General features: G+C 33.4%; 18 protein-coding genes. 3 read left to right on the top strand and 15 right to left on the bottom strand.

Annotated features, from left to right (window positions below; genetic code table 11):
* Nucleotides 1–57: 57 nt before the first annotated feature.
* From PTA89_RS00160 to PTA89_RS00150, 3 genes are all read right to left on the bottom strand, one after another.
* Nucleotides 58–2721, bottom strand: a complete 2664-nt coding sequence (locus PTA89_RS00160; RefSeq protein ID WP_324177230.1) for an SEC10/PgrA surface exclusion domain-containing protein — start codon at nucleotides 2719–2721, stop codon at nucleotides 58–60.
* Between the two features lie 237 nt (nucleotides 2722–2958).
* The gene (locus PTA89_RS00155) at nucleotides 2959–4101 is read right to left on the bottom strand and encodes a trans-sulfuration enzyme family protein (RefSeq protein WP_324177229.1); all 1143 of its coding nucleotides are present in this window, start codon (nucleotides 4099–4101) and stop codon (nucleotides 2959–2961) included.
* A gap of 15 nt (nucleotides 4102–4116) precedes the next feature.
* Entirely contained in the window at nucleotides 4117–5034 is a 918-nt protein-coding gene (locus tag PTA89_RS00150) for a PLP-dependent cysteine synthase family protein (RefSeq protein ID WP_324177228.1), read from the bottom strand.
* Between the two features lie 352 nt (nucleotides 5035–5386).
* Here PTA89_RS00150 and pepF point away from each other — a divergent pair, with 352 nt between their 5' ends.
* Entirely contained in the window at nucleotides 5387–7189 is a 1803-nt protein-coding gene (gene pepF, locus PTA89_RS00145; protein WP_324177227.1) for an oligoendopeptidase F, read from the top strand.
* A 168-nt stretch (nucleotides 7190–7357) separates the two neighbouring features.
* Here pepF and PTA89_RS00140 read toward each other — a convergent pair whose 3' ends face one another.
* The 5 genes from PTA89_RS00140 to PTA89_RS00120 all read right to left on the bottom strand — a co-directional run bounded on the left by PTA89_RS00140 (nucleotide 7358) and on the right by PTA89_RS00120 (nucleotide 12639).
* The gene (locus tag PTA89_RS00140) at nucleotides 7358–8272 is read right to left on the bottom strand and encodes a DMT family transporter (protein WP_324177226.1); all 915 of its coding nucleotides are present in this window, start codon (nucleotides 8270–8272) and stop codon (nucleotides 7358–7360) included.
* Between the two features lie 632 nt (nucleotides 8273–8904).
* Nucleotides 8905–9465 (bottom strand): GNAT family N-acetyltransferase, encoded by a 561-nt coding sequence (locus tag PTA89_RS00135; protein ID WP_324177225.1) that lies wholly within the window; start codon nucleotides 9463–9465, stop codon nucleotides 8905–8907.
* A gap of 14 nt (nucleotides 9466–9479) precedes the next feature.
* Nucleotides 9480–10826: a threonine/serine exporter family protein gene (locus tag PTA89_RS00130; protein ID WP_324177224.1), complete on the bottom strand. Its 1347-nt coding sequence runs from the start codon at nucleotides 10824–10826 to the stop codon at nucleotides 9480–9482.
* A gap of 260 nt (nucleotides 10827–11086) precedes the next feature.
* A complete protein-coding gene (locus PTA89_RS00125) occupies nucleotides 11087–11953 on the bottom strand; it encodes a GRP family sugar transporter (RefSeq protein WP_003707369.1) in 867 nt (288 codons plus the stop codon).
* Between the two features lie 119 nt (nucleotides 11954–12072).
* The gene (locus tag PTA89_RS00120; RefSeq protein WP_164479645.1) at nucleotides 12073–12639 is read right to left on the bottom strand and encodes a TetR/AcrR family transcriptional regulator; all 567 of its coding nucleotides are present in this window, start codon (nucleotides 12637–12639) and stop codon (nucleotides 12073–12075) included.
* A 133-nt stretch (nucleotides 12640–12772) separates the two neighbouring features.
* Between PTA89_RS00120 and PTA89_RS00115 the strand changes: the two genes are divergently transcribed.
* On the top strand, nucleotides 12773–13996 hold the full coding sequence (locus tag PTA89_RS00115) for an MFS transporter (protein WP_109241560.1): 1224 nt from the start codon (nucleotides 12773–12775) through the stop codon (nucleotides 13994–13996).
* A gap of 35 nt (nucleotides 13997–14031) precedes the next feature.
* Here the strand turns inward: PTA89_RS00115 and PTA89_RS00110 are convergent, their stop codons facing one another.
* The 4 genes from PTA89_RS00110 to PTA89_RS00095 form a co-directional block, all read right to left on the bottom strand.
* Nucleotides 14032–14745, bottom strand: a complete 714-nt coding sequence (locus PTA89_RS00110) for an aspartate/glutamate racemase family protein (protein ID WP_069468833.1) — start codon at nucleotides 14743–14745, stop codon at nucleotides 14032–14034.
* Nucleotides 14746–14754: 9 nt separating this feature from the next.
* Nucleotides 14755–16005, bottom strand: coding sequence for a carboxylate--amine ligase (locus tag PTA89_RS00105; RefSeq protein WP_003708939.1), 1251 nt, complete (start codon nucleotides 16003–16005; stop codon nucleotides 14755–14757).
* The gene (locus PTA89_RS00100; protein WP_324177223.1) at nucleotides 16005–17537 is read right to left on the bottom strand and encodes a UDP-N-acetylmuramoyl-L-alanyl-D-glutamate--2,6-diaminopimelate ligase; all 1533 of its coding nucleotides are present in this window, start codon (nucleotides 17535–17537) and stop codon (nucleotides 16005–16007) included. Before PTA89_RS00100 ends, PTA89_RS00105 begins: the two co-directional genes overlap by 1 nt.
* Before the next feature lie 137 nt (nucleotides 17538–17674).
* Nucleotides 17675–18010 carry a hypothetical protein gene (locus tag PTA89_RS00095; protein WP_003705646.1) on the bottom strand — a complete coding sequence of 112 codons (336 nt, stop codon included), beginning with the start codon at nucleotides 18008–18010 and terminating at the stop codon, nucleotides 17675–17677.
* Nucleotides 18011–18527: 517 nt separating this feature from the next.
* On the opposite strand from PTA89_RS00095, the gene spxB reads away from it, so the two are divergent.
* Complete coding sequence (gene spxB, locus PTA89_RS00090; protein WP_081508901.1) at nucleotides 18528–20414, top strand: pyruvate oxidase; 1887 nt, start codon at nucleotides 18528–18530, stop codon at nucleotides 20412–20414.
* Between the two features lie 59 nt (nucleotides 20415–20473).
* Here spxB and mscL read toward each other — a convergent pair whose 3' ends face one another.
* The 3 genes from mscL to asnB all read right to left on the bottom strand — a co-directional run bounded on the left by mscL (nucleotide 20474) and on the right by asnB (nucleotide 23570).
* On the bottom strand, nucleotides 20474–20851 hold the full coding sequence (mscL, locus tag PTA89_RS00085; RefSeq protein ID WP_081533334.1) for a large-conductance mechanosensitive channel protein MscL: 378 nt from the start codon (nucleotides 20849–20851) through the stop codon (nucleotides 20474–20476).
* A gap of 120 nt (nucleotides 20852–20971) precedes the next feature.
* The gene (locus PTA89_RS00080; RefSeq protein ID WP_324177222.1) at nucleotides 20972–21487 is read right to left on the bottom strand and encodes a TMEM175 family protein; all 516 of its coding nucleotides are present in this window, start codon (nucleotides 21485–21487) and stop codon (nucleotides 20972–20974) included.
* Between the two features lie 160 nt (nucleotides 21488–21647).
* A complete protein-coding gene (gene asnB / locus PTA89_RS00075) occupies nucleotides 21648–23570 on the bottom strand; it encodes an asparagine synthase (glutamine-hydrolyzing) (RefSeq protein WP_134354567.1) in 1923 nt (640 codons plus the stop codon).
* Nucleotides 23571–23717 lie beyond the last annotated feature (147 nt).

The following is a 23717-nucleotide window of genomic DNA, read 5'->3' as shown; positions in this document are numbered from 1 at the left end:
CAATTAAAAAGAACATCTAAATGTTCTTCTTAACACTTAAATGTTCTTTTAGTCTATTTAATTATTCTTCTTTTGCTTATTGTAACCTACTAAACCTAGCATACCTGCAATAGCAAGTGATACTAGTCCCCAAATAGATTGATTTTCTGTTTTATTACCAGTTTGAGGTAATTGGGTAGCTGGTAAGACAGAAGCCTTACTTACCGAAACATGTTGTTTCTTAAATGTATTAACTTCTTTAACATGTTGTTTCTTAAATGTATTAGCTTCTTTAACATTTGTCTTTGCTTCTTTTATTACTTTATTTGAAGTAAATTCTGATTTCTTGCCACTATCAACCTTATTTTCTTTCTTCTCTTCAGTTTGTTTTTGAATGTTTCTATCAACTTCTTGAGAGATCTTTTGACTATTTAGAGCTTTATTATAGTTATCCAACGCTACTTGTTGTTTAGCTACTGCCTGGTCTAACTCTGTTTTAGCTTTATCTAAAGCTTGTGCAGTTTGAGTAGCCTCTACTTTAGCTAAGTTAAGTTCTTCATTGGCTTTATCTAAAACTTTTTGTGCAGCCTTAACATTTTCCTTAGCTGCTTCTACTTTAGTTTGTAAAGAAGATAATTCAGCCTGAGCCTTATTACCCTTACCTACCAAATCATTTAGTTCCGTTAATTCTTGTCGAACTGCTGCAACTTTATTGTTTAACTCAGTTGCTGCCTTTTGAGCAGCCTCAACATTAGCTTGAGCAACTACTAATTCCTTATTAGCCTTGCCAGCATCTACTTTTTTTGCTTGTAAGTTCTTCAATGCTTCATCTTTCGCTTTATTTGCTGCTTGTAATTCTTGTTTAAGAGTTGTTCCATTTTGTTCTGCATTAGCAAGCTTGTTATTAATGTCTTTTAATTCTTGTTTAGCTTGGGCTAAATTAGATTGTAATTTTTTCACATCAGAAGTTTTACTTACTTTAGCTAATTCTGCTTTAGCTGTATTTAAAGTTGCCACTGCCTTATCATTTTCAGTCTTTGCGGCATTGTATGCTTTTTGTTTCTTAGCTAATTCTGCTTTAGCTGCAGTCGTATCGACAGTAGCTTTACTTAAATCAATATCTTGAGCAGGGTTTAATTTATCATTTTCATTTCCCGAGTAGTATGTATACTTGCCATCATTCCATGTAGTATAGCCTGGGAAAACAAAATGCCAATCTAAGAAATTAATATAGGCATTTCCATAACCTGGATAATTATCAACTCTACCATCAATAACTGATGGAGCTACCGCTACATACTTATAATGTTCATTTAGGAAACTTAAAGCATGTCCGTAATTACTTCTAGCATCATCAAAGAATAGTGCCAAAATTGCAGTATATATATTTGCCTTTAAATCAGCCATTGTTGATATAGATATATAATTTGAATTATATTCTCTATAACTAACATCTTTTGCTGCTTTAACTTGCATAGCTGGAATATTAGTTCTAACTGTATCGTATACTGAAGAAGAGCCAATATTTTCAGCACGTTTATCTAGCAATTCTTTATCATGGCTATCACCTTTCATAATAGACTCACGTTTTGCTTGATAGCCATCAGCAATTGTTTTAGTTATTTTTAAGCTTTCTTCATTCAAGATTAAATCTTTTAATCCAAAATGTTCACGCATTTGATTAATTAAACTAATTGCATACTTATTAATTTCAACTAATTGTTCATGTGTTAGATGTTGATAATCAACTTTTTCATTAACATCTGCTTGAGAGTAGTTAAATTTTTTATTCAAATCAATTCCACTTTTAGAAATTGCTTCGAAAGTTGCGTTATTATCTTCACTTGCCGCCTTTAATCCTTCTAGTGTGTATTCTTTTGGCACTTGAATTATATTTAAAACTTCAGTCTTACTATTTTCTAATGCTGCCAATGCTGCTTGAGCCTTAGCCAGCTCTGATTGAGATTTATCCAAGTTAGCTTTAGCTTGAGCTGCTGCAACAGTTGCATCATTAACTTTCTTAGTTGCAGCTTCAACTGCTTGAGCCTTGTCCTTATTTGCTTTGTTAGCCATATCTAACTCTGATTGAATTTTATTAACTTTAGCTTCTGCCTTAGTTTTATCATTAGTTAGATTGTCAATATTATTAGCATCTAACTTAGCTCGAAGATCATTTACCTTTTTCTCAGCTTGATTATATGTACTTTGAGCTTGGCTAAGTTCTGATTGAGCCTTATTATTTTGATTTTCTTTTTGACCCTGAATTGCTTGTACATTCGATAAATTATTTATTATTTGAGTTTGTTTTTGTTTTAATTCATTTAACTGATTTGTCTTATCAGCTATTTCTGTTTTAGTAGTTTCAGAGTTAGCTGATTCTATCACTTTTTGTGCATCTTTAACTTTATTTTCAGCTATTGTTTGTTCAGTTTTAGCTTGATCTAATGCTACTTGAGCATCTGATGCTACTTGATTTTTTTCAGTAACATCTTTATTTGCACTTTGATTTGCTTGTGTGGCAGAATCTACTTTGCTTTGTGCTTCTTTAACGTTAGTGCTTGCCAAATCCAAATCTTGTTTTGCAGTATCAACATTTGCTTGAACTTGATCAGTTTTAGTCTGTGTTTTTGCTTGAGTTGGTGTCACACTATCTGCTTTTGCAGTATTATCAATCACCGCATTTACCCCTACTGCGGAAGCAATTGTTGTCGCAATTGCAACTTTTTTCATCATTTTTTCCATATAAAACACCTCCCATTTAAAAGAAAATACTTAGATACACACTGATTTTATCACTATTTAATATATCTAGCAATTGTATTTCAAACGACTTTTATTCAAAATTTTTGCATAAAACAAAATCTGAGAAAAAGATCGAAATTAAAAAGCCGTCAAAGATTGTACTAATCTTTGACGACTTTAATTAATATAAGTTATTTAATTTTATAAAAAAATTAGTTTTTCTCGACCATTCTATCATTATCCAATTTTATCTAATGCTTGCTTCAAATCATTAATTAAATCTTCTTCATCTTCAATCCCTACTGATAGGCGAATTAATTCATCTTTAATTCCATTTTCTAAGCGAATTTCTCTAGGAATTGAACCATGTGTCATTACTGATGGAACTTCAATTAAACTTTCAATCCCACCTAAGCTTTCAGCAAGAGAAATTACTTTCAAACTTTCAACAAACTTTTTAGTATCTAATCCTTCTTGTAATTCAAAAGAAATCATCGCTCCAAAATGATCCATTTGTCTCTTAGCAACTTCATGTCCAGGAAAATCAGGTAAACCAGGGTAAAGAATTCTTGCAACTCGAGTATCATTTTCTAAGAATTCAATTATAGCCTTAGTATTAGCATGGTGAACTCTCATTCTAGCCCCTAATGTCTTAATCCCTCTTTGAATTAACCAACTATCATCAGGTCCCAAAGTACTACCAATTGAATTTTGTAAAAATGCTAGTTTTTCTGCGATTTCTTCGTCGCTAGTAACTGCTAGACCTGCTACTACATCGCTATGTCCTCCTAGATATTTGGTAGCTGAATGTACCACAATATCTGCACCTAATTCAAGTGGTCTTTGATTATATGGAGTTGCAAAAGTATTATCAACGATTGTCTTTAACTTATGTTTCTTAGTAATCTTTGTAATAGCTGCAATATCTGCAATTTGTAACAATGGATTTGTTGGAGTTTCAAAGTAGATTGCCACTGTATTATCTTGAATTGCATTTTCAACTGCTGCTAAATCTTGCATATCAACAACTGTAAATTCTAAACCAAATCGTTTCAATACCTTGTTTATCAAGCGGAAAGTTCCACCATAAACATCACTCCCTACAATAAAGTGATCATGAGCTGAGTACATTGAGAATACGGCATGAATTGCAGCTGAACCTGAAGCAAAGGCAAATCCAGCTACCCCACCTTCCAAATCAGCAATCAAAGCTTCTAAGGCTGCACGTGTGGGATTCCCTGTACGACTATATTCCCATTTAGGATTACCACCTAGTTCATATTGATGAAATGTTGATGAACGATATACAGGGATTGATACTGCTCCTGTTGCTTGATCTTCACTTTGTCCGCCATGAATTAATTTTGTTTCAAATTTCATTATCTTTACCTCCGATTAATCGTATATATTTTCACTCAAGTATCTTTCACTAGAATCTGGAAAAATTGTCACAATGGTTGAATTTTCTGGTAATTTTTCTGCCATATACATACTTGCTGCTAAAGCCGCACCAGATGAAGAGCCTATGAACAATCCTTGATTTAATGCCATTTGTTTAACATAATTAAATGCCTCATCATCACTAATTGTTTGAACTTCATCAATCTTCACTTCTTTAAAAAAAGGAGGAATTATTTCAACACCTATACCTTCTGTACGATGAGAATGCTCAGGTTGATTATCCAAAATCGATCCCTCTGGTTGAACTACTACTGAAGTTATCTCTGGATATTCTGCTTGCAATATTTTAGCCGTACCTGCAAATGTTCCACCAGTTCCTGCACCTGCTACAAAAGCATCTAAATTCAAATTATTTGCTTGTAAGTCATCTATAATTTCTTGTCCCAAGCCTTTAGTATAAGCATCGGGATTATCACTATTTTCAAATTGATTAGGTATATAACTATTAGCGATCTGATTAGCAAGTTCGCAACTTTTTCTCAAAGCTCCCTGCATGCCTTCAGCTCTAGGTGTATTAATAATTTCAGCACCCAGCGCTCTCATTAAAGTTTGCTTCTCAACTGAAAAATGTTCTGGTACTACTAAAATCGTTCTTAAATGGTATTTTTGAGTCGCTAAGGCTAAGCCAATTCCTGTATTACCAGCTGTGGGCTCTATAATTGTCGTATCTCTATCAATCTCTCCCCTTTTTAACGCAGCTTCAATCAAAAACATTCCCAATCTATCTTTTACACTACCTCCAGGATTAAAGGATTCTAGTTTAGCTAAAATTCTACTTCCCTTAGCTACTGGTAAATCTAGTTCTATTAAGGGAGTCTGACCTATCAACTCATAGACACTTTTTACAATCATTGTCATCACTTCCAAATTAATTTTAGTTAATAAAAAAGACACCAACCCAAATTTACTGGATTAGTGTCAATTACGATTCTACGTATAAGTTATGGTTATAATCTAATTACTTGTTAAAACAGATTGTCGGCACACCAAAACGTGAAGCGCAATTGACACGCTTCACAACAACTTGTATTTAATTCAACTGAATTAAATTTACGCATTTTGGTGTTCCTCCTATCATTATGTAAGTCTATTAACTAATTGTAAGCAATTCTAGCACTTAATTTTTATTTCGTCAATGGTTTTAAATTGCTTACTTAAAAAATCTCGGCTATACTGTCATTAATTAATTATTAGAGGTGATATTATGGCTTTACCCAAAAGAAGTGAAGTTCTAGTTAATGAAACATGGGATTTAACCGCTATTTATCCAGATAAAAAAGCTTGGAAAGCAGATATGGTAGCAGTTAGAGAATTAGTTACACAATTTCAAAATAACTATCGTTCTAAATTAACTGAGGCTAAAATTATTATTGCTGCTTTACATGATTTAGAAACTATCTATCAAAAGCTTAGTTGGATTGAACACTATGCTTTTCTACCTCAAACTACAGATATGACAAATCCTGAATACAATCAGATGCTAGTTGAAAACGATAATCTACAAGCTGCAATTACAGCTGATTTGTCATTTTTCAAAACTGAAGTTCTAACCAATCCAGTGTCTTTACTTAATCAAGTTGCAGAAATTGAACCTCAATTTGCTCCTGTTGTTCGTCATTGGAAAGTTGAAAAACCACATCAATTATCACCAGAAGTAGAGAAAACTTTAGCGACATTAAGTCCTACACTTAACTCGTCTGAGCGTATCTATACTACAGCTCGTGCTGCTGATTGGGATATGGAAGATTTTGAAGTTGATGGCAAGACTTATCCTATGTCATTTGTACTTTATGAAAATACTTATCAATATCATCCAAATCCTGAAGTACGTCATAAGGCACACCAAATTTTCTCTGATACTTTGCGCAAACACAAAAATACGGTTGCCGCTAACTATTACACTCAAGTAAGCAAAGAAAAGAAACTTGCTGATTTACGTGGCTATGATTCTGTTTTTGATTACTTATTATCAGATCAAGAAGTTTCACGTGAAACATTCGACCGTCAAATTGATGTTATTATCGATGAACTTGGTCCTGTTATGCAAAAATACGTTAAACTTCTACAAAAAGAACGTGGCTTAGACAAGATGCTTTACTCAGATTTACAAATCGACTTAGATCCTGAATTCGCACCTAAAGCTGATTTAGAATCTGCTACTGGCTATATTAGCGAGGCTGTTTCCGTACTTGGTGAAGATTATAAAAATGCAATTTTAAAAGCTTTCCCTGAACGCTGGGTAGATTTCCCTGCCAATGCCGGTAAAGAATCTGGTGGCTTTGAAACAACTCCATACGGTCTTCATCCTTACATCTTGATGTCTTGGACTGGTGTTTTACCTGATGTCTATACTTTAATTCATGAATTAGGACACGCTGGTAACTTTATTAAGATTAACGAAAATAATTCAATCTTAACAAGTGAACCATCATTATACTTAATCGAGTCTCCTTCTACTTTTAATGAATTATTATTAACTCATTCATTGGAACAAAAGAGTGATGATCCTCGCATGAAACGTTTCGCATATACTACGATGCTAACAAATACTTACTTCCATAACTTTATCACCCACTTATTGGAAGCAGCTTTTCAACGTGAAGTTTATACTTTAGTTGAAAATGGTCAAACTTTTGATGGTGATAAACTTACTCAAATTAAAATGGATGTTCAAAAACGTTTCTGGGGCGATGCTGTAGATATTGACGAAAATGCTGGTCTAACTTGGATGCGTCAATCCCACTACTACATGGGATTATATTCTTACACTTATTCTGCTGGCTTAACAATTGCTACTCAAGCTTATCTAAAAGTTTTAGAAGAAGGTCAGCCTGCCGTTGATCGTTGGTTAGAATATATCTCTCTAGGTGATCAAAAGGCCCCAATGGATGCAGCTAAAGTTGCAGGAGTTGATGTTACTACTGCAGAACCTTTACATAATACTATCAAGTTCTTAAACGACACAGTCGATAAAGTTATTGCACTAACCGAAGAATTAAATCAATAAAAATAAGTCTTGAATTTATCAACGAGGATAATTTCAAGACTTTATTTTTGTTTTTGGCGATTTTAAGATAGGACCAATTTTCTAATTTCTGCAAATTTTAGCTTATTTTTGCAGAAATTCAAAAATTGGTCCTATGTTCAAATTCAACATTTTTACTTTTCAGTTATTTTATTTAACCCTTCTAAATCTTCGCCATATTACATTAAATGGCACAGCTTGAATAACTGTTGTTAAAACAATCAATAATGATCCAATAATTGCGGCTGTTGATAATTTAGTTCCTAATAAAGTAACAGCTAAAATTGTCGCAATCAATGGTTCAAAAGCACTTAAAATTCCGGTAACGGATGGTGCTATATAACGAATACTTTGTAAAAATAAGGTATAGGCAAACATCGTTCCAAATACCACAATATAGATCACTAACACTATATTGAATAATGATAAATGTGGTTGTTCCATTGTTAAGAACCATGGCAACATAATAATTCCACTAACAAACATCGCTAGCCCACATACTACTATCGCATCGTATTTTTTCAACAATCCACTTGGAAGTAATGTATATAATGTAGCAGCAACTGCACTCCATAATCCCCAAGCTAACGCAATTGGGGTTAGAGTTAGTGTATCTAAACGACCGCCAGTTACTAGCAAAAATGTTCCCATTAATGCTACAGCAATTGAAATTCCATCTACTCTTCTTGGTCTAATTTTCTGACCAAAAGCCATCCATAAAACGATCAATACTAGCTGTAAATATTGTAAGACTGTCGCTGTCGGTGCATTGCTATATTTAATAGCAAAAAAATAAGATAATTGCGAATTCATAACTCCAAAAATTGCGAATGCCAAAACCATTGCCATATTTTTTCGATCATGAATAATTTCGTTGATTTGTTTTGAAGACTTAATTAATCCCCAAATTAATAATAGTAGTCCTGCACCTAATAATCTAACAGCTACTAACCACTCTGTTGTCACTGCATGTGTCATGAATAATTGCTGGGCTGCTGCTCCTGAACCTCCCCATAATGATGCTCCACCAGCAGCTAATAATATGCCCTTCGTTTTCATTGACATAACCTAAATCACCTCTTTTATTTTTACAGTTTAGAGACCAGAATAACACTCTCACGTTGTCTTGTAAACAACTAATTATCATTTATTTTATAAGTTTTTAACGGATAATTAAATGTCGTCATAAAGTGACATCTGATGATACCTTTTATGTATTTTTCTTGGGGATATAAGACTGTTTTTCAACTTCAACAAAAAATACATAAGATCAAAAAAGAAACTTTAAATCTTCAAAACCCATTTACACATCACTATTTATAAATAGAATAAATTAGATTTAAATTATAGTTTACAATATGAATCATATAAATTATAATCTAATCACTAGATGTGTAAACGGATACTTCATTATTTAAGCTTTGTCTGTTTTTATTATCTAAGGAGTGGATTTTTATGAATTCATTAAAATTAATAAAATATTTACTAAGTTTTATTTTTGTATTTATTGTAGTAATGATGATTATTACTGTTTATTTGTATATAAAGTAAAATTTTCCTGCACTGTCAGATACATTCTAAATATTAAGTCGAAACTAGGTAATATTAGTGATTGGAAAAGATAATTTACACCAATAAAAAATCGTTAAAGATTAACGCTTTAAGTAACGTGACCTTTAACGATTTTTGAATTCTAATTATTCATCATCTTTTTCAACTCTTAATGGCAAATAATAAGCCTGTCTTTGCTTTAAAAATTCAGCCATTAAATCAACATATAAATTAGATTTAACCTTGCCTTGTGGACTAAGGAAGTCGTATCTTACCCCACCTTTTTCTATACTATAAAACCCAGCCTTTGTAAAACCATTACGTTCGTAAAAGCTTTGACGGCGAATTCTTTGCTCATTGTTTGGAGCTTCTGGACTAGGTCTCTCAGAACTTAATCCCATTGTATAATCTTGATAACGTTCTTTGATTACTTCAAGAGCTTGGCTACCATAACCATCGCCTTGTCTATCAGGATCTACTGCTAGAAAGAAGATATATGCTAATTTCTTTGTCAAAATTGTATAGAAGAAACCAACCCATTCATTTTCATTATAAAGACTACAAAATTCTGCTTTTCCTTCATTTGCTCTCATTTTCAATAACCACAAAGGAATTCGTTCAACTTTTGGAAAAACTTCCTCATAAACTCTCTTTATCTGCTTAAAATCTTGTGACTTAGTTGAAATCTTTTCTACTTTTAATACCAAATTATCTTTCCTTTCTAATCTTTATAACGCCACTTCTTATCAGTCAATATACGTGCGGTAATTAATCCTAGTGGTAAAAACATTACGATTAAAGCTGCCTCAGTTAACCAAGTTGCTCCCACATTAATTGAAGCAACTCCAATATTATATACAGCACGATACATATATAATCCAGGAACCATGATCACTATCGAAGGTACCGTTAAAGAAATACGTGGATACCCCTTAATTAGCGATGCTAATAAACCTGCAACTAGTGCAGCAATAAATGCGGCCGCTCCTGCTGGAATGCTGGTTAAATCCACTAATTCTAACCTAAGTGTATTAGCAATAGCTCCTATTATTCCAGCCCAAGTTGCCATCTCAATTGTACTATTAAACATAATTGAGAATCCAAATACTCCGACAAAACTAGCAGGAATCCGTAAAAGCATCATTGGTATTACTCCTAGATCTAATGGAATGAAGTTTACTGGTTTTAAATGAACTGCCATCGCTACCACCCAGCCTACTAAAGTAGCAACTGTGATAATCATAATCGCATACATCATTCTTTCTAAACCTGATCTCATATCAAGTTTAGCAATATCAAGTCCACTAGTTATAAATGGAAAACCAGGAATTACGAATAGCATCGCTCCAATATATCCAGCTTCATGTTGCAATGAAACATGCATTACTGCTACTAAAGATTTGAAGGCTATCAAATAGAATATACAAGCAACTGCCACACTAACAGACACACACGCCAATAAAGTAATGCGTCGCTCAATCATTTTTCTACGAATATAATTTCCAAAACCAGCTCCTACAAAAGAACACAACATTTCTACTAGACCTCCGCCTAGTAAAAATACGAAGGCGCAACATGCAGAAGCTGCCGCTAAACCAGCCATAATAGCTGTATAGTGTCCTGGCTTACGCTCAATTTCATCTAGTACTTCATGGATCTGTTCAGAACTCAGATCAGACCCACCTTTATTGAAGTCCATGACAAACTGTTCCATTTCTGACAATTTATCAGTATTTACACCTGTACTTGCCAAAGATAAGGCTTGGGTATATCCATGCCCTTCTTCATCAACACAAGTATATTCAATTGATACCAACCCTACATCAGCTGAACATGAAATATTTAACTCTCTGGCAATAGTATTCATAGAATCTCGCACTCGCCAAGCACCAGTTCCATACGACAGAAGCATAATCCCTACTCTTCCTACCAAGGTAGCTTTTTCTTTCAAAGTTGCCCTCTTAGCAGGAGTATTGCTATTATCTGGCGTAAAATTGTGCCATGGCATTTGCATATGATGATGCTTCATCACAGACTGCAACATACTATTGGCTTCTTCACCACTCATTTTAATCAACTCCAAACACCAATTGTTGTAACAAACTCAATTATATATCTTACAGAAAATTATGTCAGTCAAAGAATTTAATTTTAATCTTCAATTAGTATTTTTCTTGTTTGAAAGTTTAAAAGAGTTTAAAAGAATTTAAAATATAATACGAAGTTTAAAACATAATACGGAATTTAACAAAAAAACATCCCATAGTCATCAACTAATTAGCCAATGACTATGGGACATCTCTTATTTTTAATTATTAATTTTATATTTTAGATAAAGCCTGTGATTACACTACCAACAACTAGTAGCACTAAACCAGCTAATGTGAAACCTAGTTCACGAGAAGTTTTACGTTCATGTAAGAACAACATCCCACCTAAAGTAGAAATAACTACACTCAATTGTGTGTAAATAAATGCACTTGAAGTTCCGTTTTCTTGAGCAGAGAAGATATATGCAAATGCTGCAATACCCCAAATTGCTCCACCGATCATACCAGCCCAACTTTCACGTGCTGTTAATGCAGATGTTTCTCTAGTAGCGAAAACAAAGATTAAAGCACCACACAAAATACCTAACATTTCAGGTAAGTATAATGCAGTTGGAGAAACGTGTCTTACAGCTGGTAAGTTAGGGAATGAACTATAGATCCAGTAACCAACTGTTGTAACTAATAAGAATAATACATCCTTTACAGAAGCTGCTTCACTCTTGTTATCATCAGTTACCGCTGTTAAAACAACACCAACAACAACGATTGCCAAAGCAACAAGACCAATAATCTTAGCTGTTGTTCCACTCCAGTTACCTAGGAATAACATTCCAATTAAAGAGTTACCAACTAATTGGAAACCAGCTGAGATAGGCATAGTTGTTGTTACACCCATACGTTCAGGTTTCATAGAAATAAATTGTCCAATTTGACCGATTGTCCAGCAAGCACCTGCCATGAAAGCCCAAATGAAAGCGGAAGCTGTAATTGTTGGGTGCATGATAGCAAATACGATTAAACCAACCAAAGTAGCACCTAAACCGGTTCCAAGAATTTGATTAGCAGGACCACCGCCAGTTTTGCTAGCGATTAATGGAAAAATACCCCAACAAACAGCAGGTATCAATGCAATAATGATATTCAATTTTGTTCACCTCAAAAAACTTTTTCTCTCTCTATCTGAAAAAACAGACTATTTTAATATTATCCTATAAAGTTAATTGAAAATCAATGGTAAGGCTTACTTTTAATTGAATTTTAATTCTACGCAGTAATTGTCGCTATTGCTTCTTCTAAAGTAAATTCAAAGCTCGTTTGTGCTGGAACTAGTGCTAATTTGAATAAGCCCCACAGTTCATTTTGAGCATACCCAAATATCATAGCTCGATATAATCGTGCTCTGTTTATAACATCAACATCATTTTTAGCAAATGGTTCAATCAAACTTTCTAACAACTCTACTAAATCTTTAAAATGATTTCTTGCTTCTTCTTTTTGACTATAATCAATTCCACCAAAAGCCAAACGTGTTAATCGTGGCTGGATCAATAATAATTCATGTAGTTTACGACCATATATACGTAGAGCTTCTTTTCCAGAAATTCCTTGCAATTCTTCTTTAATCTGTTCAGCTAAACTATCTAAAAAATCATTAATTACTGCAATTTTTAGTTCTTCTTTATCGGCAAAATATGGATACATCGCCTGAGAATGTACCCCTAATACACCAGCAACCTTACTGAAACTTAATTTCTCAGCCCCTTCTTTATTTATAATCTCTTTAGCTGCTTCTATTATTTTTTCGGCTGATAAATTTCTTTTTTGTGTCATTTTTTATTCTCTCACTTGCATTTATTTATTATTAGGTCTATCATTACACTTTGTAAATTAATATAGTAATTATTTTACTTTCTTTACTACTATAAGCTATATTTCGATATTATACAAAGGAAAGGACTATTTTATGGACGAAGCACAACGAGAAAAAAGCCCATGGAAACGTAATTTATACATTCTATGGGTTTGTACTTTTATCGCTGGTATTGCTTTTAGTGAGCTTATGCCATTTATGTCTTTATATGTCAGTCAACTAGGACATTTTTCTAAGGCACAAGTTTCCTTTTATAGCGGTTTGGTCTATGCTGCTACTTTTCTAGTCACTGCCATCGTTTCTCCATTATGGGGAATGCTAGCTGATATTAAAGGACGCAAAATTATGTTAATTCGCGCTTCCTTTGGTATGGCCTTTGCTATGTTTTTAATGGGACTTGTCACTAACGTCTGGGAATTAATTGCCTTACGTGCCCTTCAAGGTTTATTTTCAGGCTTCATTTCAAATGCTCAAGCTTTAATAGCATCGCAAACACCTAGAAAGCATAGTGGGAAAGCTCTAGGAACTCTAGTCACTGGCTCAACTTCTGGAATGTTAATGGGACCTATCATCGGTGGTGTATTAGCCCAATTCTTTTCTATTAGAGACACTTTTTTTATCACCGCTTCCTTACTAGCCCTAGCAGGAATTTTATCTGCCACTTTAGTTAAAGAATACTTCGTACCTGTTAAACGAGAAAAAAATTCTAAAGAACATCGTGGTTTATTATCACAATTTCAAAACCCTCGGCTAATCATTGTTCTGCTTATTTCTACTATGATGGTTCAATTGGGGAATATTTCAATTGCCCCTATTATCAGTTTATACATCAAAGAACTTATGCACAATCAAGGCCCAATTGCCTTAGTGGCTGGTATTATTGCTGCTTTACCAGGTATTTCCAATATTATTTCAGCTCCACGTTTAGGAGCTTATGGTGATGCTCATGGATCAAATAAAGTTCTAATGGCAGGTTATCTTTTTGCTGTTATCATGTACTTCCCACAAGGATTTGTTTCAAGCATTTGGTTACTAGGAATTCTACGTTTCTTTATTGGTATTTCTGATGGGGCACTATTTCCTACCATCCAAACTTTACTAACAAAGAATTCTCCTGCATCAGCTACATCTGCCGTCTTTTCTTGGAATCAATCTTTCCAAGCTTTAGGCAATATGTTCGGCTCACTTTTAGGTGGTTCTTTAGCTGGTCTTTTTGATTACAATGTTGTTTTCATTTCTACCGCTACTCTACTACTACTTAATTTCCTAATTTTATGGTTTACTGAGCCAAGCTTACGTTTGAAATTTAATAGATAACAAAAAACCAGTGGTCGTTGCCCACTGGTTTTCTACTATTTATTCTTTTGTGTTTTTAGTGCTAATTCCAACGTCTTATCGACCAATACTGATTGACTATCGATAATTGGTAAATCAGTAATAGGTTCTCTCTCTTGAGCTAATGATAACTCTGTACAACCTAAAATAACCGCATCACACTTTTCATCTTTTACCATATCTTCAACTAATTCATAGAATAATTTACCATCAACATAATCTTTTTCTTTAATGTCATCATAAATTAATTCCATTGTCTTAGCTTGAATTTCAGCTGTTGGTTTTACTAATTCATAACCAGCATCTAAGATTTCTTTATCGTATACACCGTCATGTAAAGTACCGTTAGTTGCGACAATCCCTACTCTTTTAGTATTAGGATAATCTTGCTTAATTTGTTCAACCGCTAAACGTGGCATATGCAACACAGGTACATCAACTGCAGCTTGTAACTCATTATAAAAATAATGTGCTGTGTTACATGGCAATGTAAAGAAGTCTGGTTTTAAACCTGCTTGTTGTTTAAAATCTTCCAATAATGGAATCTTAGGATTTGGTTTACTATTATCTAAGATATAGGCTGTTCTATCTGGAACTGTTGCATGATTAACCAAAATATAATTCAAATATTCTTGATCATTATTAGCTGGTGTACGTAAATTCAACTGATGAATATAGCTTTCAGTTGCCATCGTGCCCATACCACCAATAATTGTAAAGAAATTTTTCATAAGTTTAGATCACCCTTTATTTTCTTTGAAATAACGATTGAAGTTCTTCACATAGTTATGATTCATCCACTTAATTAATAGCCAACGTCTAATATTCATATCTTTAGAATATTCGAAAGTTGTTCCGTAACGACCAGCTTTAATTAATTCCAAAGCTTTTTGCTTATCTTCATTATCCTTGGCATATTTCTTAAATACTTTCGCAGGCACACCTAACCATAAAGCGTGTTGTTCTTCATCTTTATTTCCATAGACCGTTTCTTGACCCTTTAAGCTATCTTTAACGTAGTCTTTAACAACCCAATCAGCTAAATTGTAACCATCTAAAGTTACAAAGAAACTACTTCTTCCTTGACGAAGATTAATTTCAAATAACTTATATGTGTTATCTCTTGTGTCGTACTTCATATCAAAGTTAGCATAACCAGTATAGTTAATAGCCTCTAAGAAATTCTTGATACGATTATAGATATCTTGATTAAAGTCTGGCAATATTGCAACATAGTTTCCGATTGCTGATGGTGCTGGATCTTCTAGTAAAGGATGTCCCATACACATCATCTTAACTTTATGATCTTTATCTACATAGGCATTTAATACGCGCATATGACTATCATCGCCAGGAATAAAGTCTTGTAAAATGAAGTCAGACTTATAGCCATTTGCATATGCTTGTTTCAAAACATAATCAAATTCTTCTCGATCCTTAATTCTAAAGGCTTTTTTACGACCTTCAAAATGAACGTCAAGCCATTCAACACTATTAGCTGGTTTCAATGCTACCGGATATTGGAATGGTTGTTCAATCTTGTCTCCACTGTCATGATCAGCTTTGGTGATGATTTTTGTTTTTGGATATGGTAAGTCATACTTGTCACACATTTCATAGAAACGTTCCTTATTATTTAAATGCTTCAATAAATCATAGTCAACGTAAGGACAAATAAATACATCTGACAATTCATCCTTATGCTTAGCAATCAATTCTGCATAGCCATCACCACAACCAATTAAGATTACTGGTTCTTCATGATCAGCGTAACGTTTCTTTATCTTACGCATTTCATTAATCCAAACTGGATCTTCAGAAAAACCATCTATTAATTCTAAGTCAACAATTTTTGTAAATCTTGTTGGTGCCAATTCTATTTCTGCAAATGCCTTAACTGGTTTATGGTATAGTTCATAAAAAGAACGTGCCATTCCGTAAACATTAAAATCGCTACCTAATAAAATTGGTGTAAATGCTGGTGCACTCATTATAATTCCTCCACAATTTTCTTTGCTACATTAACATCTGATGGATAAGGTACATCGACACCCTTTATCTTTTGATAAGGATCTTCTCCTTTACCCGCTAATACTACTATATCGTTATTAGTACTCATTTTAATGGCTTTCTCAATTGCCATTTCTCTGTCTAGTTCAAACTCTACTTTTACATTATCATGGTTGATATAACTATCAATTTCTTGAGCAATCTTCATTGGATCTTCAAAGCCTGGATCATCCGTTGTCAAAATCACATGATCCACTTCTTCACTAATTGCTTTTCCGAAACCTGGACGACGAGAAATACCCTTATCTCCAGGAGAACCCAAAACAGCAATTACTCGACCGGCATGAGTTTGTTGTTTTAAAAAGGCAAATAAAGCTTTTAAACTAGCATAATTATGAGCATAATCAACATAGATTGTACCATTATTTTTTGTTTTAATAATTTCCATTCTACCAGGAATATGTACTCTATCAAGTGTCTTGCGTGCATCTTCACCTTTAGCACCTGCAAGTAAAGTAGCGATAATCGCACTAGTAGCATTTCCTTCGTTATAATCGCCTGGCACACTTAATTCATACTTTCCATCAACATGTAAGGTTTGAACTTTATCACTAAGTCCCTTAACCTCAATTACACTTTTATGCAAATTTTCAAAATCATTTTGATATTCAATATCTACTGGAATATTGTCAGAAATTTGAGCACCCTTGCGTGCAAAAACATATATATCTTCTGGTTCTGTTGTTGCTTTTGCAGTATAGTAAACATCTCTCAAATAAGCTGTTTCTCCATTAATCACACAACGCTTAGAATTTACTAAGAGTTGTTCCTTACAATGAAGATAATCATCAAATGTTGGATGTTCATTTCTACCAATATGATCTGGTGAGATATTTAAGAATATCCCCACATCAAATGTAAGTCCATACACACGATTCTTCTTGTATGCCTGTGATGAAACTTCCATTACCAAATGAGTCATGCCATTATTAACTGCAGCTCTCATATCATGGAATAAATCAAGTGATTCTGGAGTTGTTAAATCTGATTTAAATCTTTGATCAGGTTCATTTCCCAACACTCTATCAATAGTTGAAAAAAGAGCTACTTTTTTATCTGTTGCTTTTGCTAGAATATGCTCCGCAAAATAAGCTGAAGTAGTCTTTCCTTTTGTTCCTGTATAAGCAATAATAAATAACTCATTTTGAGGAAAACCATAGAATGCTGCACCTAATAGTGCCATCGCTTTTTGTACGTTAGTTACAATAATACCTGTCGCATCCATTCCTTCAGCATACTTTTGTTCAGAAACATAGGCTGTTGCACCTTTTTCCAAAGCTGAAGTTAAGTAACTAGGTTTAAAATTACCTTTACAGAAAAACAAAGTATTATCTGACACTTTTCTTGAATCATAAGTTACATTTTCAAAAGTCAATTTTTGTTCGTTAACCACTTCTTTTAAGAGGTGGTGTTCATCCAATAAAGATAAAGCTGGGGTTATTTCTAATGCCATCAGCTCCTACACCTTCTAACTTTTTAAACTTGTCTCAAATATCTATTATTTCACGTTTTTGCTAAAAAGGAAATATTTGTTTGATACTTTTATACATTAATTAACTAACTTAAAAAAGATTAGCTTGGTTTTCCAAACTAATCTTCTTTCTTTTTAGATGCTCCACTAACTGCATCAGTTTCACCTGGTTGTGTGAATCTATATTCTACTTCATCATCGACTAGAACCACATGTAAATCATAGTCATCAATTAACCATGTATCTGATGGCATCAAATAAAAAGAGACACCATCTATAGTAACCTCAACACCTGCTGTCTCATCATTATCCAACATAATTCCCAAATAATAACTTGGAAAAACTGTTGGGATGCCACCATATATTTTAGTAAATATTTTTATTCTATCACCTTTTTCAAGGCGCATTTCTTCAATTAATTTACGTCCAGCTTCTTCACTAACTTTAAATTCCATATTGTACACCTCAAATCAAACTTAATTTAACCCTATCAATTTAATTATATCAAATAAGTAACCGATTTCAATTTAGTGAAAAAAGTAACTAAATTCTATACTAAAAACTCCAGAAATTGAGCTAATTTCTGGAGCATAAGATGAATGTTCTTGCTTTTTTGTCTAAGTGATAGTTTGAAAATAAGTAAAAGCGTTCATTCATGGAAGACATAGGGGGGATTAACATCGATTGATAGTAGTTTGAGTGTTTGAGTGAAAGTTTTACCAAAGATTGCTAACAACTATGACTTCCAGAGTACATTTTACCAGAGAAAAAGTAAAAAATAAAGGCTTCTTATATAAAAATTACACTTATAGTGAAATTTTGTCTATTTTCCCGTAAAAAGGACCTTAATTTAGATATTTTTATCCGTTTTTTATATTATTCTGTTGCTAAAATTAATATGCTTTTTATTAGACTTTACCTTATTTTTTCCCTAAACTTTAAGTAAAATCACTTTTAGAGAGGTAAATTTTTATGCCTAATAAAATCAGTGGCGCTGATGCCATGTTAAAAGTTTTGCATGAATGGGGAGTTACTCATATTTATGGTCATCCTGGTGGCTCACTTGACTCTACTATGAATGCTTTACATAATCAACAAGATAAAATTAAATTTATTCAAGTTCGGCATGAAGAAGCCGGTGCACTTGCTGCCTCTGCTAGTGCTAAACTTACTGGTAAAATTGGAGTTGTTTTAGGTTCTGCTGGTCCAGGAGCTATTCATCTTCTTAATGGCTTGCATGATGCAAAAGCTGACCATGTTCCAATATTCGCTATTATCGCACAGGTCCCTACAACCAAAATGAATATAGATTTTTTCCAAGCTTACAATGAAGGTCCTTGGTTTGATAATGTTGCTTGTTGGAATAGAACAGCTATGACTGCTGAAAGTATTCCTAAACTTGTTGATGAAGGTATCCGTCAAGCTTATAAGTATCGTGGAGTCGCCACCCTAATTTTACCTAAAGACCTAGGATGGAAAATGATTCCTGATACTTTTGTTTCCAATGCTGCTAACCACGTTGAACCAATTTACCCTGAACCCAATCCTCAATCCATTACCGACGCTTTAGAACTGATAAAAGCAGCTAAAGCACCTATGGTTTACTTCGGTATTGGGGCTAAACATGCTGCTAAGGAATTGAAAGAAATTTCTGCTAAATTTAAACTTCCTCTAGTATCTTCTGTTCTTGCTAAGGGAATTATTGAAGATACCTATCCTACTTATATGGGATCAACTGGCCGTGTTGCTCCAAAAACCGGAGTAGAATTAGGATTTAATACTGATTTAATTCTCTGGATTGGTAACGATGTGCCTTTCAGTATCTTCCTTTTTAATCCTAAGGCTAAAGTCATTCAAATTGATATTGATAGTGAAAAATTAGGTAAACGACATCAAGTTACTGTTCCAATTCTTGCTGATTCTAAAAAAACATTGCAAGCCTTACTTAAACAAGGTGAAGAATTACCTGAAACACCATTCTACAAAGCTGCTTTAGCTAACAAAGAAAATTGGCTAGCATGGTTAAATAGATTTAAACACAGTGAAGATATCCCACTTAGACCTGAACCTGTTTTCGAAGTTTTGAATCAAGAAGCTAGTGATCAAGCAATCTTCACTCTTGATGTTGGTAATGTAAATATTAACTTTGCTAGACTTATGAACTTACATGATCAACAAAAATGGACTACCTCAGGCCAATTCGCAACTATGGGGTATGGTGTTCCTGCGGCCATCGCAGCTAAAATACTTTATCCAGATCGTGACGTATATAGTCTTAATGGCGATGGTGGTTTTGCTATGCTAATGGAGGAAATCATTACACAGGTAAAGTACAATTTGAATATTATCAACATTATTTTTAACAATAAGACCCTTGGCTATATCGAGGCTGAGCAAATTGATGACACTCAACAACCTGTTTTTGGAGTCGATCTTCCTGATACTGATTGGGCAACAATCGCCAAAGGAATGGGTGCAATTGGGTATACAGTCTACACTTTAGACGACTTTAAAGAAGCAATTGCTGCTGGTAAAGAAAGTTCCAAGCCAATTGTAATTGACGTTAAATTTACTCGAGAGATGCCATTTACTACTGAGCATATGTATTTGGATCCTAGTTACCAAGATCCACAGAAAGTAGCTAGTTTTATCGAAAAATATCAAGCAACTACTTTACGTCCATTTAGTTATTTCCTAAAGCGTGAACTAGGGGAATCTCGCGATGATTTTAACTCCGCGATGCAAAATGTTTTTGATGTAATTACAACACCATCAACCTTACCGGAAAATTATGACCAAAAGAAAAAAGAACAAGATCAAATCATCCCAGATGCAGTTTCTGGAGCTTCCGAGTACTAAAAAAATCCTATGAAATTGGGTTAATTCCAATTCCATAGGATTTCTTTTATTTAAACTTATTATTTATCAATTTTCTTTAAAGAATCTCTAATTTCTTCTAATACTTCCAATTGAGGATCTTTAGGTGCTGGAGCTTCTTCCTTCTTGTCTTGACGTAACACTTTGTTGATACCTTTTACCATTAAGAATACAACAAAAGCAATAATCAAGAAGTTAATTACCGCATTTAAGAAACTACCAACTCTAAATGTCGCATTGCCAATTTTAAATACTAAATCAGAAAAATCAATTGCTCCGACAAATAAACCTAAGAAAGGATTAATAATATACTTAACTAAAGAATTAACAATAGCTGTAAAAGCACCACCGATGATTACCCCAACTGCTAAGTCCATTACATTACCACGAGATATGAATTCTTTAAATTCTTTTAACACAAATAATCACCCCTCTAATGATCGTTATTACAGGTTGATATTATATCATGTTGTTCACAATAATTAAATCTTCAATTATTATTTTATATAATAGTTTTTCTATTTTATTAGACCATCAATTTATGGATTATAGAATTTTTCGATCCTTCTATCTGGAATAACCCATAGTAAAGTAGGAACAAATAGTAAAACGTAACTTAAAATTGGTAAGAATAGAGCACAAATTGTAATAGTTAAATATAGTATGATTGATATTTTTCCTTTTAAGTCTCTACCAAATATTTGTTTAAGTTTAGAATGTTTTTTATGCTGTTTCAAAACCTCAATTTGTAGTAAATAGTAAGAAATAGCACACATGAATAAAATAAATCCATAAACAAAGATTGGAGCAGTCCTAAATGGATATGCTCCTAACCATTTTGTTGCCATAGGCAATAACGACATCCAAAATAACCAGTGCAAATTAAACCATAGTATTTTTCCTGATACTTTTGATAGGGTTGATACTAAATGATGATGGTTATTCCAATAGATACCTACATAAAGATAACTAAGTATATATGCAATAAAAGTTGGAATAATTGATTTAATCGCATCGAATGTTGCACCATCAGGCATATGCAACTCTAATACCATAATTTGTAATTATAATTGCTAAAACCCCATCACTAAATGCCTCCATACGATTTTTAGGCAAAATACTCACTTCCTTTCTCTGCTATCTTAATAAGGCCTTTTTTAATCAGTCAACAAAAATAGCCGTGAGAACTCTCTCACGACTACAATATCTTATATTTTAAGCTTCTGCAAAATTTTGTTCATTTGCATGTGCTTTAACATTGTTAAAACGAATTTGATCCCTAATGTCATGTTCACAGTCTTCAGGGAAGTATACTTGATACCACAAAATAAATGTATAGATTGTAAAAATCTTTTGCATACTTGATTTACCATTCAAATGTTCTTTGAAGATTTCAAGTAATGCATCAGTATCAAAGAATTTCTTGGCAACATCAGATGTGAAAGCATCTTCGATCATTTTCTTATATTTAGGTTCTTTCATCCATTGAGCAACTGGAGATGGGAAACCTAATTTTTCCTTATTAGCAACTTTTTCAGGCAATTCTGCTTGTGCTGCTTTACGTAAAGAAATCTTAGTTGTATCACCTTGAATACGAGTCTTAATTGGCATTGTAGCTGCAAATTTAGCAACTTCACGGTCAACTAATGGTGTACGAACTTCAAGTGAGTTTGCCATACTCATGCGATCAGCCTTTTGTAAGATATCAAATGGTAACCAAGTGTTGATATCAAAGTATTGCATTTGTGTCATTTCATCTTTATCTTTTACTTCATCAAAGATGTGCTTTGTATATGCACCTGTATCAACATTTAAACTCTTATCTTTTAAGATTTTTTCACGTTCATGGTAGTTATAAACATAGTTTACACGGTAGTAACGTTCACTCAATGGTTGTGCACCACGAACTAAGAAACGTTGACCATGGAAACGAGGTAGGTTTTCAACTGCTTTAGCTAAACCTTTACGTACAAAGCCTGGTACCCATTTTTGATAACGTTCGAATGGACCAGCTTCAAGGTATGTATTATATCCACCAAAGAATTCATCTGCACCTTCACCAGATAAAGCAACCTTAACGTGTTCACGTGTACCTTTTGATAAGAAATATAATTGCATAGCAGATGGATTAGATAATGGTTCATCCATGTAATACATGATTGTTGGTAAAATACCAAAATAATCATCTGCATCAATCTTGATTGGTGTATTCTTTTGACCAATTCCTTCAGCAAAATCATGCGCCCAGTCAATTTCACTATATTTAGAACGATCATATCCTAATGTAAACGATTGAATGTGTTGCTTCTTAATTTTTGTTGCTTCATTAAATACATAACTTGAGTCAACACCACTAGATAAGAAACTACCTACTTCAACGTCCGCAATCATATGTGCATCAACAGATTCACGTACTAATTTACGAATTTGACTAGCATCGCTTTCTACTGTTTGTGAGTTATCAATCTTATCATAATTAAATTTATAATATTGATGTACCTCAGTCTTGCCATTCTTATGAATTACATATTGACCTGGCATAACTTTATAAACATGTTTAAACATTGTTTCCTTGGAAGGAATAAATTCGAAACTCAAATGAATAGGTAATAGTTCCTTGTTGAATTCCTTCTTGAAGTTTGGATGATCTAAGAAGGCTTTGATTTCAGAAGCCCATAAGAATGTTTCACCATCATCATAGTAGTATAATGGTTTAATTCCAAAATGATCACGAGCTAAAAATACTTCGTTTTCTTTTTGGTTATAGATTGCGAAAGCATACATACCTCGAGTCTTTTGAAGTAATTCTGGACCCCAAGCATCATAGCCATGAATCAAAACTTCTGAGTCAACTTCTGTTCTAAAATTATATCCTAATTCTTTAAGTTCTTTTCTAATTTCTTTGTAGTTATAAATTTCACCATTAAAGGTTAATACTTTGGTTTGGTCTTGGTTATACATAGGTTGTTTACCATGAGCTAAGTCAATAATTGATAAACGACGAAATCCCATGGAAATATTATTATCTCTAAAGAAAGCTTCATCATCAGGTCCACGATGACGAATTCGATTAGCCATCTTTTCAATTACATCATCTTGGACATCTGTTTGGTTAACATAACCGACAAATCCACACATATTTGTTCCCCTTACCTTCTATAATTTGTCCTAGAATAATTCTAGTAACTTATTTCATATTAATATTACATACGCATACATGTACGTACACAGTAATAATTGAATTATAGCACTTATCCCAGTAATTATACAAGAAAGGAACTCACT

This window comes from Ligilactobacillus salivarius (assembly GCF_035231985.1).
GTDB lineage: Bacteria > Bacillota > Bacilli > Lactobacillales > Lactobacillaceae > Ligilactobacillus > Ligilactobacillus salivarius.
Note: the sequence above shows the minus strand (reverse complement) of the source record. Positions and strands in the feature narration are given on the sequence as shown.